Source organism: Nonomuraea sp. NPDC003754 (assembly GCF_053605785.1).
Genome location: NZ_JBSGJX010000016.1, coordinates 59,624 through 76,071 on the forward strand (window position 1 = coordinate 59,624; position 16,448 = coordinate 76,071).

The following is a 16,448-nucleotide window of genomic DNA, read 5'->3' on the forward strand; positions in this document are numbered from 1 at the left end:
CAGCCGTGATGCGCCAGGGACTCCGCGTTCTCGGGGTCGCCATCCGCACAGAGAAGGCGGTGTTCACCGCCGCCGTGCTGAGCAGCGCCCTGTACGGCGGCATGACCGTCGCCTCGGCCTGGGCGCTCGGCTGGGCCACGGAGAACGCCGTCCTGCCCGCCTTCGCCAAGGGCGAGGTCACCGCGGGCGCGCTGTGGATCTCGGTCCTTCTCATCGTCGGCACCGCGCTGCTCAAGGCGCTCGGCGTGGCGGGCCGGCGCATCCTGGCGGGCGTCCTGCAGTACCGCATGCAGGCCCGCTCGCGCAGGGACGTCACCAAGCAGTACCTGCGCCTGCCGCTGTCGTGGCACCAGCAGCACCCCACGGGACAGCTGCTGTCCAACGCCAGCGCCGACGCCGAGGCCGCCTGGGCGCCGCTGGCGCCGCTGCCCATGGCCGTGGGCGTGATCGTCATGCTGGTCACCGCCGCGGTCGCGATGGTGATCACCGACCCGGTGCTCGCCCTCGTCGGCTTCCTGATCTTCCCGGCCATCGCCGTCCTGAACCTGGTCTACCAGCGCAGGCTCAGCCCCCTGGCCACGCGCGCCCAGCAGCTGCGCGCCGAGGTCAGCGAGATCGCCCACGAGAGCTTCGACGGCGCCCTGGTCGTCAAGACCCTCGGCCGCGAGGACCTGGAGACCGCGCGGTTCGAGCGCAGGGCGCGCGAGCTGCGCGACGCCAACATCGCCGTCGGCCGGGTGCGCGGCCTGTTCGACCCGATGCTGGAGGCGCTGCCGACGCTCGGCGTGCTCATCGTGCTGATGGTCGGCGCGCTGCGGCTGTCGGCCGCCTCCATCACCTCGGGCGAACTGGTCCAGGTCGCCTACCTGTTCACGCTGCTGGCCTTCCCGATCCGCGCGCTCGGCTGGGTGCTGGCCGAGCTGCCCCGCAGCGTCGTCGGCTGGCAGCGGGTGCAGGCGGTGCTCGACGCGACGGGCTCGATGGACTACGGCCGCTCGAGCGTGCCCGGTTCGGGCGCCGTGGGGCTGGCGGTCTCCGGCCTGTCCTACTCCTACGGCACGGCCGAGGTGCTGCACGACGTCACCTTCGAGGTGGCGGCGGGCCGTACCGTGGCGCTGGTCGGGCCCACGGGCTCCGGCAAGTCCACGCTCGTGCAGGCGCTGGGCCGCCTGGTCGACCCGGACAAGGGCGAGGTGCGCCTGGACGGCGTCGACCTGCGCGACATCGCCTACGGCGGCATCGCCGACACGGTCGCGCTGGTGCCGCAGCAGACGTTCCTGTTCGACGACACCGTGCGCGGCAACATCACGCTCGGCCTCGACGTCTCCGAGGACCAGGTCTGGGCCGCCCTGCGCCTGGCCCAGGCCGACGGCTTCGTCGCCAAGCTGCCCGCCGGGCTCGACACCAAGGTCGGCGAGCGCGGCACCACCCTGTCGGGCGGCCAGCGCCAGCGCATCGCGCTGGCCCGCGCGGTCGTCCGCCGCCCGCGCCTGCTCATCCTCGACGACGCCACCTCCAGCGTCGACCCCCAGGTCGAGTCCAAGATCCTGTACGGCCTGCGCCACCTGAACGCGGCCGCGACCGGCGAGCAGGACACGGCCGACCGGCCGGGCGACGCCTCGACGGTGGTCGTCATCGCCTACCGGCTGGCCACGATCGCGCTGGCCGACGAGGTGGTCTATCTCGACAGGGGCAACGTCGTCGACCGCGGCAGCCACGAGCAGCTGCTCGAGCGCTGCCCCGGCTACCGGAACCTGGTCACCGCCTACGAGCGCGAAGAGGCCGAGCGGGCCGCGATCACGGCGGAAGAGGAAGAGGAAGAGGTCGTGGCATGAGCGTCGCTTTCCAGGACTCGGGGCGGTCGGCGCTCGCCACCGTGCGACACGGGCTCTCGCTGACGCCCGAGTTCCGCAAGGGCCTCGCGGGCACGCTCGTCCTGGCCGTCGTCGCCACCATCGGCAAGGTCATCGTGCCGATCGCCGTGCAGCAGACGATCGACACCGGCCTCAAGACCGGCACGCCGGACATCTCCTACATCTCGCGCGCGGTCCTGCTGTGCGCCGCGGCGGTCGTCATCACCGCCCTGTGCGGCTACGTGATGAACGTCCGCCTCTACAAGGCCACCGAGGCCTCCCTCGCCACGCTCAGGGTCCGCGGGTTCCGGCACGTCCACGACCTGTCCGTGCTCACCCAGAACTCCGAGCGCCGCGGCGCCCTGGTCTCCCGCGTCACCAACGACATCGACCAGATCAGCAACTTCATGCAGTGGGGCGGCCTGATGATCATCGTGGCGTTCGGCCAGCTGCTGGTCGCCACGGTGCTGATGTTCGTCTACTCCTGGCAGCTGACCCTGCTGGTCTGGGTCTGCTTCATCCCGCTGATGATCGCCCTGCCGCGCTTCCAGCGCTGGCTGTCGAACGCCTACACCATCGTCCGCGAGCGCACGGGCGACATGCTCGCCGCCGTGAGCGAGTCGGTCGTCGGCGCGGCCGTCATCCGCGCCTACGGCGCCGAGCGCCGGACCTCCGACCGCATCGACACCGCGATCAACGCCAACCGGAGCGCGCAGGTCAGGGCGCAGAAGATCGTCGGCCTGGTCTTCCCGCTGACCGAGATCGTGGCGGCCGCGGCCATCGCAGGGATCGTCCTGCTCGGCGTCAGGCTGGGCCTGTCGGGCGACATCACCGCGGGCCGGCTGGTCGCCTTCCTGTTCCTGGTCACCCTGTTCGTCTCGCCGCTGCAGATCGCCACCGAGGTGCTGAACGAGGCGCAGAACGCGGTCGCCGGCTGGCGGCGCGTCCTCGGCGTGCTCGACACGCCGCCCGACGTCGCCGACCCCGGCGAGGAGGGCGTCAGCCTGCCCCGCGGGCCGATCTCCGTGGCCTTCGAGGACGTCCACTTCGCCTACCCCGGCGGCGCGCCGGTCCTGCGCGAGCTGTCGGTCGCCATCCCCCCGCGCGCCCGCGTCGCGGTCGTCGGTGAGACCGGGTCCGGCAAGACCACCTTCGCCAAGCTGCTGACCAGGCTGATGGACCCGGTGGACGGGCGCGTCACCGTCGACGGCCACGACCTGCGCGACGTGCGCTTCTCCTCGCTGCGGGAGCGGATCGTCATGGTGCCGCAGGACGGCTTCCTGTTCGACGGGACACTCGCCGACAACGTCCGCTTCGGCAGGCCGTCGGCCACCGACGAGGAGATCGCGCTGGCGCTGACCGAGCTGGGCCTCGCCGACTGGCTGGAGGGCCTGCCCGAGGGGCTGTCCACCACGGTGGGACAGCGCGGCGAGTCACTGTCGGCGGGCGAGCGCCAGCTGGTCGCCCTCGCCCGCGCCTACCTCGCCGACCCCGACCTGCTGCTGCTGGACGAGGCGACCTCCGCCGTCGACCCGGCCACCGAGGTACGGCTCGCCCGTGCCCTCGACGGGGTCACCAGGGGGCGGACCGCCATCTCGATCGCGCACCGGCTGTCGACGGCCGAGAACGCCGACGAGGTCTTCGTCTTCGACGCCGGACGCCTCGTCCAGCGCGGCCCGCACGCCGACCTGGTCCGCGAGCCCGGCGTCTACGCCGACCTGCACGCCTCCTGGGTCTCCGCCGCCCGCTCCTGACCCGCCCCTGCCCGCGAGGCGCAGGGGCACCGGCCGCCGCCCGCGGACGATGGGCGGCGGCGGCCGGTGCTGTGCGAGGGCGGAAGGACGGGCGGGCGCCGGTGCCGCATGAGGCGGCGGGACGGGCGGGCGCCGGTGCCGTATGAGGGTGACAGGACGGCGGGCGCCGGTGCCGTATGAGGGCGGTGGGGCGGGCGGTCGCCCGTGCCGGTTCACCGGCGGTGGCGGTGCGCCGGGGTGAGGGACGGCATCGCCGCCCGTGCCTGGTTGAATGGCCGCATGTCCCTCGACCCGAAGGTCGCCTCGCGACTGAAGCGCAATCCCGACGGGCTCGTGCCCGCCATCGTCCAGCAGTACGACACGGGCGAGGTCCTCATGCTCGCCTGGATGGACGACGAGGCGCTGCATCGCACCCTGACCACGGGCAGGGCCACCTACTGGTCGCGCAGCCGCGCCTCCTACTGGGTCAAGGGCGACACCTCCGGCCACGTCCAGCACGTCAAGTCCGTCGCGCTCGACTGCGACGGCGACACGATCCTGGTCAAGGTCGACCAGGTGGGCGCCGCCTGCCACACCGGCGACCGCACCTGTTTCGACGCCGATCCGCTGCCCCTGTCGTGAAACGAGAGCTCACCCTCTGGCTGCTGCTGTGCGCGGCGGGCGCCGGCCTGTCGCTGCTGGCCGCCGGCCGCGTCTGGACCACCGTCACGTACGGCGCGGGCGCGCCGGTCGAGCTGACCGGCGGCGAGCTGGCGCCGGCCGCGCAGCCGCTGGCCCTGGCCGGGCTGGCGGCGGTCGTGGCGCTGTTCGCGACCAGGGGCGTGTGGCGCAGGGTCGTCGGCGCGGTGCTGGCGCTGTGCGGGCTGGGCGTGGCGCTGTCGGCCTGGGTGGCGACGGCGGGTTCGGCGGCCCTGGAGCTCGCCGCCCGGCGCAATCCCGTCGGGGCGGCCACGCAGGACGCCGTGGCGATCGCCCACACCGCCTGGCCGTACGTGGCGGTGGCGGGCGGCGTGCTGCTCTGCGCGGGCGGCGTGCTGGCCGTGCTGCGCGCCACGGGGTGGGCCGGCATGTCGGCCCGCTACGACCGCCCGGGGCCGGCCGCGGGGCCCCGCGACGACAGGTCGCTGTGGGAGGCGATCGACAGGGGAGACGACCCGACCGAGGAGCGCTGACGGGAGCCGGGCATCCTTCCGCGCGGATCCCGGTCCGGACCGCGGTGGGACGGCGGTGCGGATCGCCGTGAGAGCCCGGCGCGGATCGCCCGGCGGCTCGGTCCCCGTGGGTCTCGGCCTGGCGCCGGTCGCGGGGCTAGGCTGCTGGGGAGGGCTCGGCGAGACGGCAGGGGGTCACGGTCGGCACGATCACGTAACCGGTGGGGCTCGGCGAGCGGCACGCCTGATCGCAGGATCACAAAAGGCCCACAAAACAGCGGCTTCTGCGCGTGGCGGACAGCTTCTCGCTAAGCTCGGCGGGCAATTCGCTATTCATGAGGAGTCGTCGGTATGAGCTACGGAAACCAGGGCGGTAGCGGGGGCTACGGCGAACAGCCGCCCGGGGGTGGCGGTTACGGCCCGCCGGCGGGTGGTCAGGGCTCCGGTGGTTACGGCGCGGGTCAGGGCTCGGGAGGGTACGGGGCCGGCTCGGGCGGTTACGGCGCGGGCCAGGGTTCCGGTGGTTACGGCGCCGGCCAGGGCTCGGGCGGGTACCAGCAGGGTGGTTACGGCTCGGGTGGTTACGGAGCGCAGCCCGCCGGCGGCTACCCGCCTCCTCCCGGTGGCGGCTACGACCCCTACGGCTACGGCGGTCCGCAGCCGACGAAGACCAACGGCATGGCGATCGCCGCGCTGATCAGCGGCATCGTGGGTCTGATCACCTGTGGTGTGGCCTCCATCGTCGGGGTGATCCTCGGCCACATCTCGCTCGGCCAGATCAAGAAGACCGGCGAGGAGGGCAGGGGCATGGCCCTGGCCGGTCTCATCCTGTCCTACGTCGGCATCGCGGGCTGGGTGCTCTTCCTGATCTTCTGGATCGGCCTCTTCGGCTGGGCGGCCTCGGTGAGCGCCACCTACTAGGAACGTGGGAAGCGTGTTCACCGGCACACGCGGCCGGAAAGCCGTCCTCGCACCGCTGGGCGTGGCCCTGGTGGCGGGGGCGGCTTTCGCCTACGTGGGGCTGGTCGACCCCAACCAGCCCGGCCACTATCCGGCGTGTCCCTTCCTCGCGCTCACCGGCTGGTACTGCCCGGGTTGCGGCGGGCTGCGGGCCGCCCACGCGCTCGCGCACCTCGACCCGGTGGCCGCGCTCGGCCTCAACCCGCTGATCGTGCTCGCGGTGCCGGTCCTGGCCTACTTCTGGACCAGATGGCTGGTCGCCGGATGGCGAGGGCGGCCCTGGCGGCCGCCCGCGCCGCGGCCCCTCCTGATCTGGTCGCTGCTGGCGCTCATCCTGGTCTTCTGGGTCGTCCGTAACCTGCCTTTCGGCGCGTTTCTTGCCCCGTAGCAGGGGGGCTGTGGCGAGGTGACCTCGGCGCGGCCGATACCATCGCAAGACAAGAAGGGGAGCGGACGCCGGCGCGAACTCCTCGTCGCCCCCACCACAGCCGACCGGAGGGATCTTGATCGCGTGAACGAGCGGAGCCTGAGCGGGACCGTTCTCGACGACATCCTGGCCGGTGTGCGAGAAGATCTTGCCGAACGGCAGAAAGCGGTGTCGCTCGACGAGCTGAAGGAGCGCGCCAGGCGCGCCCCGGCCGCCAAGGACGCCTACGCGGCGCTCGGCGGCGACAAGGTCTCGGTCATCGCTGAGGTCAAGCGGTCGAGCCCGTCCAAGGGCGCGCTGGCCGCCATCGCCGACCCCGCGGCGCTCGCCGCCGACTACGAAGAGGGCGGCGCCCACGTCATCAGCGTCCTGACCGAACGGCGCCGCTTCGGCGGCAGCCTCGAGGACCTGGCCTCGGTCCGCGCCAGGGTCGACATCCCGATCCTGCGCAAGGACTTCATCGTCACCTCCTACCAGCTGTGGGAGGCGCGGGCCCACGGCGCCGACCTGGTCCTGCTCATGGTGGTCTCGCTGGAGCAGCCCGCGCTGGTCTCCCTCATCGAGCGCGCCGAGTCGATCGGCCTGACGCCGCTCGTCGAGGTCCACACCGAGGAGGAGGTGGAGCGGGCGGTCGCGGCGGGCGCCAGGATCATCGGCGTCAACGCGCGCAACCTCAAGACCCTGGAGGTCGACCGTGACGTCTTCGCCAAGCTCGCGCCCAAGATTCCCGACGGGATCATCAAGATCGCCGAGTCGGGCGTTCGCGGCCCGCACGACCTGCTAGCGTACGCGCGGGCGGGGGCTGACGCGGTCCTGGTCGGCGAGAGCCTGGTGACCGGCAAGGACCCGCGCAAGGCGGTCGAGGCCCTGGTGACGGCCGGCGCCCACCCCGCGACGCGACCCGACCACGGATCAGAGGGATGAGATGACTGTCCTGACCGCCGCCGACCTGGCTGGCAATGGAGCCCGCGGCGACGACCCCGACGCCGCCGGCAAGTTCGGCATCTTCGGTGGCAGATTCGTCCCCGAGGCGCTGATCCCGGCCCTCGACGAGGTCGCCGCCGTCTACGCCGTGGCCAGGACCGACCCGGCCTTCATCGCCGAGTTCGACCAGCTGCTGCGCACCTACGCGGGCCGCCCCACGACGCTGACCGAGGTGCCGCGCTTCGCCGAGCACGCCGGCCGCGCCAGGATCGTGCTCAAGCGCGAGGACCTCACCCACACCGGCGCCCACAAGATCAACAACGTGCTCGGCCAGGCGCTGCTCACCAAGCGGCTCGGCAAGAGCCGGGTGATCGCCGAGACCGGCGCGGGCCAGCACGGCGTGGCCACGGCCACGGCCGCCGCCCTCATGGGCCTGGAGTGCGTGATCTACATGGGCGCCGTCGACTGCGAGCGCCAGGCGCTCAACGTCGCCAGGATGAAGCTGCTCGGCGCCAGGGTCGTGCCCGTCACCAACGGCAGCCAGACCCTCAAGGACGCCATCAACGAGGCCTTCCGCGACTGGGTCACCAACGTCGACACCACGCACTACCTGTTCGGCACCATCGCGGGCCCGCACCCCTTCCCCGAGATCGTCCGCGACTTCGCGCGGATCATCGGCGTCGAGGCCCGCCGCCAGATGCTCGAGCTGACCGGTGGGCTGCCCGACGCGATCTGCGCCGCGGTGGGCGGCGGGAGCAACGCCATCGGCATCTTCCACGCCTTCCTCGACGACCACGACGTGGCCCTGCACGGCTACGAGGCCGCCGGCCGGGGGCTGGAGACCGGCGAGCACGCGCTCACGCTCACCGCGGGCTCGGTCGGCGTGCTGCACGGCTCGCGCACCTACGTGCTGCAGGACGACGAGGGCCAGACCATCGAGTCCCACTCCATCTCGGCGGGGCTCGACTATCCCGGCGTCGGCCCCGAGCACGCCTGGCTCAAGGACACCGGCCGCGCGACCTACCACGGCATCACCGACGCCGAGGCCATGGACGCCTTCGCCCTGCTGGCCAGGACCGAGGGCATCATCCCGGCCATCGAGTCCTCCCACGCCCTGGCGGGCGCGCTGCAGCTCGGCCGCGAGCTCGGCCCCGAGGCCACGATCCTGGTCAACCTGTCCGGCCGCGGTGACAAGGACATGGGCACCGCCATGAAGTACTTTGGGCTGTGAGATGACGACTCTTCAGACGGTGTTCGCCAAGGCCAAGGCCGACAACAGGGCGGCGCTCGTCGGCTACCTGCCCGCGGGGTTCCCGACCAAGGAAGGCGCGGTCGAGGCCGCCACCGCCATGGTCGAGGCCGGTTGCGACGTCATCGAGATCGGCCTGCCGTACTCCGATCCGCTCATGGACGGCCCGACCATCCAGGATGCGGTGCACCGGTCGCTGGTCAACGGCACGCGCATCGCCGACGTGCTGCGCACGGTCGAGGGCGTGGCCAGGACCGGCGCGGCGACGCTGGTCATGACCTACTGGAACCCGATCGACCGCTACGGCGTCGAGCGCTTCGCCCGCGACCTGGCCGACGCCGGCGGCGTGGGCACCATCACGCCTGACCTCACGCCCGAGGAGGCAGGCCCGTGGCGGGCGGCCTCCGCCGAGGCGGGCATCGACACGGTGTTCCTGGTGGCCCCCAGCTCGACGGAGGAGCGCATCAAGGCCGTCGTGGAGTGCTGCACGGGCTTCGTCTACGCGGCCTCGCTGATGGGTGTCACGGGCGCCAGGGAGAGCGTGAACGTGGCCGCCGAGGGCCTGGTGGCCCGCACGCGGGCGCACACCTCGCTGCCCGTGTGCGTGGGCCTGGGCGTCGGCACTGGCGCGCAGGCGGCCGAGGTGGCCGGCTACGCCGACGGCGTCATCGTGGGTTCGGCCTTCATCCGCCGCCTGCTCGACGCGCCCGACCAGGCCGCCGGCCTGGCCGACGTGCGCACGCTGGCCGCCGAGATGCGCGCGGGCGTCGCCGCCCGCTGATCCGCCCGCCACCGCGGGAGGCGACCGGCCGTCCCGGCGCGCCGCCGTCCCCTCCGTGGGGTGCCGCCACGCCGACGGCCATCGCCGTCACGCCGGCATGGAGATGGCTCATACAGCTCGCATGGAAGTAACAGATGCGACGCGGCTGTCGTAACAAGACAGCCGCGTTTCTGTTTCTGTGCGATATCGCCGCCCTCTGAACACGTAAGTGCAAGGGCTGCTCATCGTTTGTCCATGGCTCCCGACCGGCACGCGGGCCAAGGTTACGGGCATCGGACGCGGGTGGTGCACCCGCGTGGCCTGGAGGGAAAGACGATGGGCAAGTCAAGGACGATCCTGGGCGCCGCGGGCGCGCTGGTCTGTGTGTCGCTGGTGGCCGCGTGCGGCGGACAGGCGGGAACCGCGAGCTCGGCGGCGCCCTCCGCCGCCGCGCCGACCGGCGCCAAGGGCGGGCCCGTGACGCTGGAGTTCTGGGGCTGGGCGCCCGGCTACGAGGACGCCGTCAAGGCGTGGAACGCCACCCACCCCGACGTCCAGGTGACGTTCACCCAGACGCAGCCGGGCTCGCAGGGCGGCTACCAGCGGATGCTCGCCGCCGTGAAGGCCGGCAACGCGCCGTGCCTGGCGCAGGTGGGGGCCGAGACGCTGCCCAGCTTCCTGGTCGAGGGCGCGCTCGAGGACATCACCGCCCACGCGCAGCCGTACAACGCCAAGTTCCAGCCCTGGACGCTCAAGACGGTCACCTTCGGCGGCAAGCAGTTCGGCGTCCCCGTCGACTCGGGCCCGATGGGCATGTTCTACCGCAAGGACATCTTCGACAAGCACGGCATCGAGGTGCCGAAGACCTGGGACGAGTTCGCCGCCGCCGGCGAGAAGCTGCGCAAGGCCGACCCTGAGGTCTCCATCACCACCTTCACCCCCGACGACATGTACCTGTTCGCCGGGTACGCCCAGCAGGCCGGCGCCAAGTGGTTCGGCATCGAGGGCGACGCCTGGCAGGTCAAGATGAACGACCCCGCGTCGGTCAAGGTCGCCGACTACTGGCAGGGCCTGATCGACAAGAAGGTCGTCGACGTGCTGCCCGGCTGGTCCGACGCGATGTGGAAGAACTACGCCGACGGCAAGAGCGCCACGGTCGTCGGCGCCGTCTGGATGACCAAGGTCCTCGAGGACTCCGTCCCCAAGACCTCGGGCAAGTGGGCGGTCGCGCCGATGCCGGTGTGGGACCCGGCCAGCCCCGCCGTCGGCAACGCGGGCGGTTCGCCCAGCGCCGTGCTGAAGGGCTGCCGGAACGTCAAGGAGGCGGTCGACTTCGCCGCCTGGATGTCGACCGACGCCGCCGCCTTCGACGGCCTGATCGCCAAGGGCGGCCTGTTCCCGGTCACCGTCGACGGCGCATCGCTGCCGAACATGAACGCGGGCCGGCCCTTCTACGGCGACCAGAAGGTCTTCCAGACCTTCGCCGAGGCGAGCAAGAACGTCAGCCCCGACTTCGGGTGGGGCCCGACGATGCCGGCGGTGAACGCCGTCTTCGGCGAGGAGTTCGCCAAGGCCGCCAACGGCAAGGGCGGCACGCTCGGCTCGGCGCTGGCGACCATCCAGGACAAGGCGGTGGCCACCGTGAAGGACAAGGGCCTGACCGTCGCCCCCTGACGCGCCGCCCGCACCCCCGACGACACCCCACAGCTTCGACCGTGCGAGACCGTCACCGCCCCGACCGGCGGTGACGTGGAGGACCGATGGCAGCAATCCAGCTCCGAGCCGACGAGACCAGAGCCGCCCCCGCCCGCAGACGCGGCAGGCCGACCAGCAACAAGGCGGCGTTCGTCTTCCTGCTGCCGTTCACGGTGCTGTTCGTCGTCTTCTTCCTGGTCCCGATCGGCTACGCGATCAACGAGAGCTTCTACCGGGTGAAGCGCTCGGGGCTCGGCTTCGGCACCCCGGAGCGGGTCTTCTCCGGGCTGGACAACTTCACCGCCGTCTTCGCCGACGGCAGCTTCGTGGCCGGCGTCGGCAGGCTGCTGCTGTTCGGCGTCGTCCAGGTGCCGATCATGCTGGGTCTCTCGCTGGTGCTGGCCCTCCTGCTCGACAGCGCGAGCGCCCGGTTCAAGGGCTTCTTCCGGCTGACCTACTTCCTGCCGTACGCGGTGCCGGGCGTGATCGCCGCCATCGTCTGGTCGTTCCTCTACACCCCCGACATCTCCCCGGTGGCCGACCTGCTCCCCTTCGACCTGCTGTCGGACAACGTGGTGATGTGGTCGATGGCCAACATCGTCACCTGGACCTGGGTCGGCTTCAACATGCTGGTCATCTACGCGGCGCTGCAGTCGATCCCCTCCTCGCTGTACGAGGCGGCCGAGCTGGACGGCGCCGGCGGCTGGAAGACCGCCTGGTACGTCAAGATCCCGCTGGTGCGGCCTTCGCTGGTGCTCACCGGAGTGTTCTCCATCATCGGCACCCTGCAGCTGTTCAACGAACCGATGGTGCTCAGCAGGATCACCCCCGCCGTCGGCAGGGACTACACGCCGCTGATGCGGTCGCTGCAGGTCGCCCTCGACAACAACGACTACGGCCAGGGCACGGCCATCGCGCTCACGCTCGCGGTGCTCGCGGCCGGCCTGTCCTACCTGTTCATCCGACTGTCGGCCTGGCTGACCGCCCGGGGAGTGAACCGATGAAGCCGACCGTGCGCTCGCGCACGCTGACCACCGCGTTCATGTTCCTGGTCGCGGTCTACATCCTGTTGCCGATCTGGTGGCTGCTGGTCTCGGCCACCAAGTCGGGCGGCGACCTGTTCGACACGCCAGCGCTGTGGTTCGGCGACCTCAACCTCGGCACCAACCTCGCCAGGCTGATGGAGCAGGACGGCGGCGTCTACCCCCGCTGGATGCTCAACACGGTCGTCTACTCCGTCGGCGGCGCGCTCGGCGCGACCGTGATCTCCGCCATGGCGGGCTACGCGCTGTCGAAGTACCCCTTCAGGGGACGCGGCGCCGTCTTCGCCACGATCATGTTCGCGGTGCTCATCCCCGTCCCGCTGCTGGGCCTGCCGCTGTACCTGCTGCTCACCCAGATCGGCCTGCTCAACACCATGTGGGCGGTGCTGCTGCCGAGCATGGTCAGCCCGTTCGGCGTCTACCTCGCCAGGGTCTACGCCGACGCGGCGGTGCCCGGCGAGCTGCTGGAGGCGGGCCGGCTGGACGGCGCCGGCGAGCTGCGCATCTTCTTCACCGTCGCCATCAGGCTGATGGCCCCCGCCCTCGTCACGCTCTTCCTGTTCCAGTTCGTGGCGATCTGGAACAACTTCTTCCTGCCGAATATCGTCCTGAACGACGAGTCGCTGTGGCCGATCACGCTCGGCCTGGTCAAGTGGAACAGCCTGCGCTACGGCTTCTACCGCGACATGGTCATCACCGGCGCGTTCGTGTCCGTCATCCCCGTCATCCTCGCCTTCATCGGCCTGCAGAGGTTCTGGAAAGCGGACCTCGCCGCGGGCGGCGTCAAGCTCTGAGCCTGCTCCACCCCCTTCTCACCCCAACACCCCCCTTACACCCCCCTAACGCGCAGGAGCGATGCCCATGCGTCTGCTTTCGGCTGCCCTGGCGGGCGGCCTCACGCTGTCCGGATTAGCACTCACGCCAACGGCCGCCGCCGAGGAGGTGATCACCCTCACCTCGCCGGAGCTCACCGTCGCCGTGGCGAGCGACTTCCCCCGCGTGCTCGGCTACACCGCCCCCAGCGGCGACAAGCTCGGCGGCTCGGCCGCCCCGGTCACCGACGTGGTGCTGAACGGCAAGCCGTACCCGGTCAAGGGCGTCTCCATCGGGAGCGACGCCGCGGCGGCCCGGTACCGGCTGACCTTCGACGCGCTGCCCGGCGTCGAGCTGGAGGCCAGCATCGCCCTGGACGGCCGGACCACCACGTTCAGGATCGACGCCGTCAAGGACACCGAGGCCTTCAGGGTCGGCACGATCGACATCCCGGGGCACGACCTGGTGTCGGTCTCCAGCGACCAGGCGGGCGCCGCCACCGCCTTCACCAGGCTCGACCCCGACTCCACCCGCACCGCGGACAGGTTCGCGCAGGTCACCCCGGCCACCCCGGCCGAGACGGCCCCCGTGGGCGCCACCTACGCCATCGTGAACACCGGCGGGCTCGCCGCCGCCATCGAGTCGAACTCCAGCTACGACCAGCCCTCGGGCCCCACCAACGTGGACGCGGCCAGGTTCTGGCACCAGGCCCGCAAGGACGCGGCAGGCCGGGTCACCGTCGGGGTGTGGAGCGGCCAGTGGACCTACCGGGCCGCGGGCGCGCCGTTCACCGAGGAACTGCCGTGGGCCAAGGTCGTCGTCACCCCCGACGCCAACGGCGACGGCGGCGTCGACTGGCAGGACGGCGCCGTCGCCTTCCGGGAGATCGGCGTCAAGCCGCCCGGGGCCGACCAGACCCGCGACCGCGTAGCCATCCACATCCCCTTCAACTTCGCCAGCCAGGCCACCCACTCGTTCCTGCGCACGCTCGACGACGTCAAGCGCATCTCGCTGGCCACCGACGGGCTCGGCCAGCTGGCCATCCTCAAGGGCTACCAGTCGGAGGGCCACGACTCCGCCCACCCCGACTACGGCGGCAACTACAACAAGCGCGCGGGCGGGCTGAAGGACCTCAACACGTTGCTGCGCGCCGGCAAGGACTGGAACGCCGCCTTCGGCGTGCACGTCAACGCCACCGAGGCGTACGCCGAGGCCGGCGCCTTCGACGAGAACCTGGTCAACAAGAACGCCCGCGGCTGGGACTGGCTCGGCCAGTCGTACTACATCGACCAGCGCCACGACCTGGCCACGGGCAACCTGGCCAAGCGCTTCAAGCAACTGCGCGAGGAGACCGACCGCAACCTCGCGCTGCTCTACCTCGACGTCTACTACACCCACGGCTGGGTGGCCGACCGCACCCTGGCCGAACTGCGCGAGCAGGGCTGGCAGGTCTCCAGCGAGTGGGCCGACAAGCTGGAGCGGGCCTCGCTGTGGTCGCACTGGGCCGCCGACCTCAACTACGGCGGCGCCACCAACAAGGGGCTCAACTCCCAGATCATCCGCTTCATCCGCAACCAGGAGAAGGACGTCTGGAACAACCACCCCATCCTGGGCAACGCCCGCATCGAGGAGTTCGAGGGCTGGACGGGCGAGGTCGACTGGACCCCCTTCTACCGCAACATCTGGGAGAACAACCTCCCCGCCAAGTACCTCCAGCACTTCCCGATCATGGACTGGAACGCCGACGGCATCGTCTTCGGCGACGGTGTGCGCGCCACGGCCGTCGGCGGCAAGCGCGAGGTCTACGCCGGCTCCGCCAAGGTGATCGACGGCGGCACCTACCTGATCCCGTGGGAGGGCAGGTACTACCACTACAACCCGGCGGGCGGGACGACCACGTGGGACGCCACCACCACGATGCGCGTCTACAAGCTCACCACCCAGGGCAGGGTGGAGGCCGGCACCGTCACCCCGGTCGACGGCAAGATCACCCTGACCGCCGAGGCGGGCGTGCCGTACGTGCTCTACCCCGGTAAGGCGCCCGAGCAGGACCGCCCGCGCTGGGGTGAGGGCAGCGGCGTCGCCGACCCCGGCTTCAACGGCGACCTCACCGGCGCATGGGAGACCGGCGGCGCGGTCAGCGTCGAGACCACCGCCACGGGCCAGCGGGTCGCGCTGCTCGGCGGCGGCGAGCGCGCCGAGCTGCGGCAGCGGCTCAAGGGCCTGACCCCTGGCGCCACCTACAGCCTCTCGGCGTGGATCGAGGTCCAGCCGGGCGCCTCGCGGCGCACCACGCTCACCGTGGACGGCGGTCGCGGGCTGAACGTCTCCGCCTCCCTCGACCGCTCGGCCGTCAAGAACCACGTCGCCGCCGACGAGAAGCACGACACCTACTTCCAGCGGGTCAAGGTGGTCTTCACCGCGCCCAAGGACAAGGCGACCGTGCACGTCACCGCCGAGGCGGGACAGGCGGCCGTGCGCGTCGACGACGTACGGCTGGTGCGGGCCGAGCCCACCGGCAAGGTCGAGGACTTCGAGCACGTCGACCAGGGCTGGGGCCCGTTCGTCAAGGGCGACGCCGGCGGCAGCACCGACCCGCGCACCCACATCGCCCAGAAGCACGCCCCCTACACCCAGGCCGGCTGGAACGGCAAGGCCGTCGACGACGTCATCGGCGGGCAGGAGTCGCTGAAGGCGCACGAGGAGCGCAGGGGACTGGTCTACCGGACCGTGCCGTGGAGCACCAGGTTCGAGCCGGGACACGCCTACGAGGTGTCCTTCCGCTACCAGAACGCGCTGCCGAACACCTTCGCCTGGGTGACCGGCTACGACAAGGCCGGCCAGACGGTCGAACTGCGCCAGACCCCGCTGGAGCAGAAGCTGACCACCGCCACGTTCACCGAGCGGGTCGTCGCGGGCTGCGGCGACGTCTGGGTGGGCCTGCGCTCGCTGCAGGCCGAAAGGGACGGCGCCGACTTCGTCCTCGACGACTTCTCCGTCACCGACCTCGGCCCCGCCCAGGACCAGCTCGCCTGCGCCTCGCTGGCGGTCCGCCCGGCCGCCGAGACGCTGGAGCCCGGCCTGCCCAACGACGTGACCACCGTGTTCGCCAACCTGGAGGACACCGCCGCGCGTAACGTCTCGGTACGGCTGACCGCGCCGCAGGGCTGGACGGTCACCGGCGAGGGCACCGCCGCCGCCGTCGAGCCGGGCCGGCAGCTGTCCACCGCGTGGAAGGTCACGCCGCCCGTCGACGCGCCGTACCAGCCCTACCAGCTCAAGGCGACCCTCACCTACGAGGTGGGCGGGGTCGTCAAGACGCTGGAGGCCGGCGCCGCCGTACGGACGATGCCGCCGCCGCCCACCAGCGACGTGTACGTCAGCGACATCGACTGGACCGCGGCCACCAACGGCTGGGGGCCCGTCGAGCGCGACCAGTCCAACGGCGAGCAGGGCCAGGGCGACGGCAGGCCGATCACGATCGGCGGCCGGTCCTTCGCCAAGGGCCTGGGCACCCACGCTCCCGCCACGATCACCTACTTCCTCGGCGGGCGCTGCACCGCCCTGTCCGCCTGGGTCGGCGTCGACGACGTGCAGACCACGCGCGGGTCGGTCCAGTACTCCGTCGTGGCCGACGGCACGGTGGTGGCGCAGAGCCCGGTGCTGCGCGCCGCCGACCCCGCCTACGAGCTGAAGGCCGACGTCACCGGCGCCAGGAACGTGCAGCTGCGCGTCGCCGACGGCGGCGACGGCAACGGCAACGACCACGCCGACTGGGGCGACGCCAGGCTCTCCTGCCGCTGACCCCTGACACGCGCC

The 16,448-nt window shown here is 71.7% G+C and carries 13 protein-coding genes; all 13 read left to right on the forward strand.

Going from position 1 to position 16,448, the window contains the following annotated elements:
* The first annotated feature begins 8 nt into the window (after positions 1–8).
* The 13 genes from ACWEVS_RS21060 to ACWEVS_RS21120 all read left to right on the forward strand — a co-directional run bounded on the left by ACWEVS_RS21060 (position 9) and on the right by ACWEVS_RS21120 (position 16,433).
* Positions 9–1,835: an ABC transporter ATP-binding protein gene (locus tag ACWEVS_RS21060; RefSeq protein ID WP_452552996.1), complete on the forward strand. Its 1,827-nt coding sequence runs from the start codon at positions 9–11 to the stop codon at positions 1,833–1,835.
* Positions 1,832–3,607 carry an ABC transporter ATP-binding protein gene (locus tag ACWEVS_RS21065; RefSeq protein ID WP_449920941.1) on the forward strand — a complete coding sequence of 592 codons (1,776 nt, stop codon included), beginning with the start codon at positions 1,832–1,834 and terminating at the stop codon, positions 3,605–3,607. Before ACWEVS_RS21060 ends, ACWEVS_RS21065 begins: the two co-directional genes overlap by 4 nt.
* Before the next feature lie 279 nt (positions 3,608–3,886).
* Positions 3,887–4,228, forward strand: coding sequence for a phosphoribosyl-AMP cyclohydrolase (gene hisI, locus ACWEVS_RS21070; RefSeq protein ID WP_354910418.1), 342 nt, complete (start codon positions 3,887–3,889; stop codon positions 4,226–4,228).
* A complete protein-coding gene (locus ACWEVS_RS21075; protein ID WP_449920939.1) occupies positions 4,225–4,779 on the forward strand; it encodes a Trp biosynthesis-associated membrane protein in 555 nt (184 codons plus the stop codon). The genes hisI and ACWEVS_RS21075 overlap by 4 nt, the downstream gene beginning before the upstream one ends.
* A gap of 330 nt (positions 4,780–5,109) precedes the next feature.
* Complete coding sequence (locus ACWEVS_RS21080; protein WP_449920936.1) at positions 5,110–5,679, forward strand: DUF4190 domain-containing protein; 570 nt, start codon at positions 5,110–5,112, stop codon at positions 5,677–5,679.
* A gap of 13 nt (positions 5,680–5,692) precedes the next feature.
* Entirely contained in the window at positions 5,693–6,106 is a 414-nt protein-coding gene (locus ACWEVS_RS21085; RefSeq protein WP_449920934.1) for a DUF2752 domain-containing protein, read from the forward strand.
* 123 nt (positions 6,107–6,229) lie between these two features.
* Positions 6,230–7,069: an indole-3-glycerol phosphate synthase TrpC gene (trpC, locus tag ACWEVS_RS21090; RefSeq protein ID WP_354910426.1), complete on the forward strand. Its 840-nt coding sequence runs from the start codon at positions 6,230–6,232 to the stop codon at positions 7,067–7,069.
* 1 nt (position 7,070) lies between these two features.
* On the forward strand, positions 7,071–8,300 hold the full coding sequence (gene trpB, locus ACWEVS_RS21095) for a tryptophan synthase subunit beta (RefSeq protein WP_452552874.1): 1,230 nt from the start codon (positions 7,071–7,073) through the stop codon (positions 8,298–8,300).
* Position 8,301: 1 nt separating this feature from the next.
* Complete coding sequence (trpA, locus tag ACWEVS_RS21100) at positions 8,302–9,099, forward strand: tryptophan synthase subunit alpha (RefSeq protein WP_452552876.1); 798 nt, start codon at positions 8,302–8,304, stop codon at positions 9,097–9,099.
* 315 nt (positions 9,100–9,414) lie between these two features.
* Positions 9,415–10,752, forward strand: coding sequence for an ABC transporter substrate-binding protein (locus ACWEVS_RS21105; protein ID WP_452552878.1), 1,338 nt, complete (start codon positions 9,415–9,417; stop codon positions 10,750–10,752).
* A gap of 86 nt (positions 10,753–10,838) precedes the next feature.
* Positions 10,839–11,777, forward strand: coding sequence for a carbohydrate ABC transporter permease (locus tag ACWEVS_RS21110; protein ID WP_354910435.1), 939 nt, complete (start codon positions 10,839–10,841; stop codon positions 11,775–11,777).
* Complete coding sequence (locus ACWEVS_RS21115) at positions 11,774–12,610, forward strand: carbohydrate ABC transporter permease (protein WP_449920927.1); 837 nt, start codon at positions 11,774–11,776, stop codon at positions 12,608–12,610. Before ACWEVS_RS21110 ends, ACWEVS_RS21115 begins: the two co-directional genes overlap by 4 nt.
* A gap of 67 nt (positions 12,611–12,677) precedes the next feature.
* The gene (locus ACWEVS_RS21120) at positions 12,678–16,433 is read left to right on the forward strand and encodes an endo-alpha-N-acetylgalactosaminidase family protein (protein WP_452552880.1); all 3,756 of its coding nucleotides are present in this window, start codon (positions 12,678–12,680) and stop codon (positions 16,431–16,433) included.
* Positions 16,434–16,448: the final 15 nt, after the last annotated feature.

Bases quoted from the DNA above. Each gene is read 5' to 3' on its own strand.
- ACWEVS_RS21105 (WP_452552878.1), top strand. From the start codon at position 9,415: ATGGGCAAGTCAAGGACGATCCTGGGCGCCGCGGGCGCGCTGGTCTGT.
- ACWEVS_RS21115 (WP_449920927.1), top strand. From the start codon at position 11,774: ATGAAGCCGACCGTGCGCTCGCGCACGCTGACCACCGCGTTCATGTTC.
- ACWEVS_RS21080 (WP_449920936.1), top strand. From the start codon at position 5,110: ATGAGCTACGGAAACCAGGGCGGTAGCGGGGGCTACGGCGAACAGCCG.
- trpA (WP_452552876.1), top strand. From the start codon at position 8,302: ATGACGACTCTTCAGACGGTGTTCGCCAAGGCCAAGGCCGACAACAGG.
- ACWEVS_RS21060 (WP_452552996.1), top strand. From the start codon at position 9: ATGCGCCAGGGACTCCGCGTTCTCGGGGTCGCCATCCGCACAGAGAAG.
- ACWEVS_RS21120 (WP_452552880.1), top strand. From the start codon at position 12,678: ATGCGTCTGCTTTCGGCTGCCCTGGCGGGCGGCCTCACGCTGTCCGGA.
- ACWEVS_RS21065 (WP_449920941.1), top strand. From the start codon at position 1,832: ATGAGCGTCGCTTTCCAGGACTCGGGGCGGTCGGCGCTCGCCACCGTG.
- trpB (WP_452552874.1), top strand. From the start codon at position 7,071: ATGACTGTCCTGACCGCCGCCGACCTGGCTGGCAATGGAGCCCGCGGC.
- ACWEVS_RS21110 (WP_354910435.1), top strand. From the start codon at position 10,839: ATGGCAGCAATCCAGCTCCGAGCCGACGAGACCAGAGCCGCCCCCGCC.
- hisI (WP_354910418.1), top strand. From the start codon at position 3,887: ATGTCCCTCGACCCGAAGGTCGCCTCGCGACTGAAGCGCAATCCCGAC.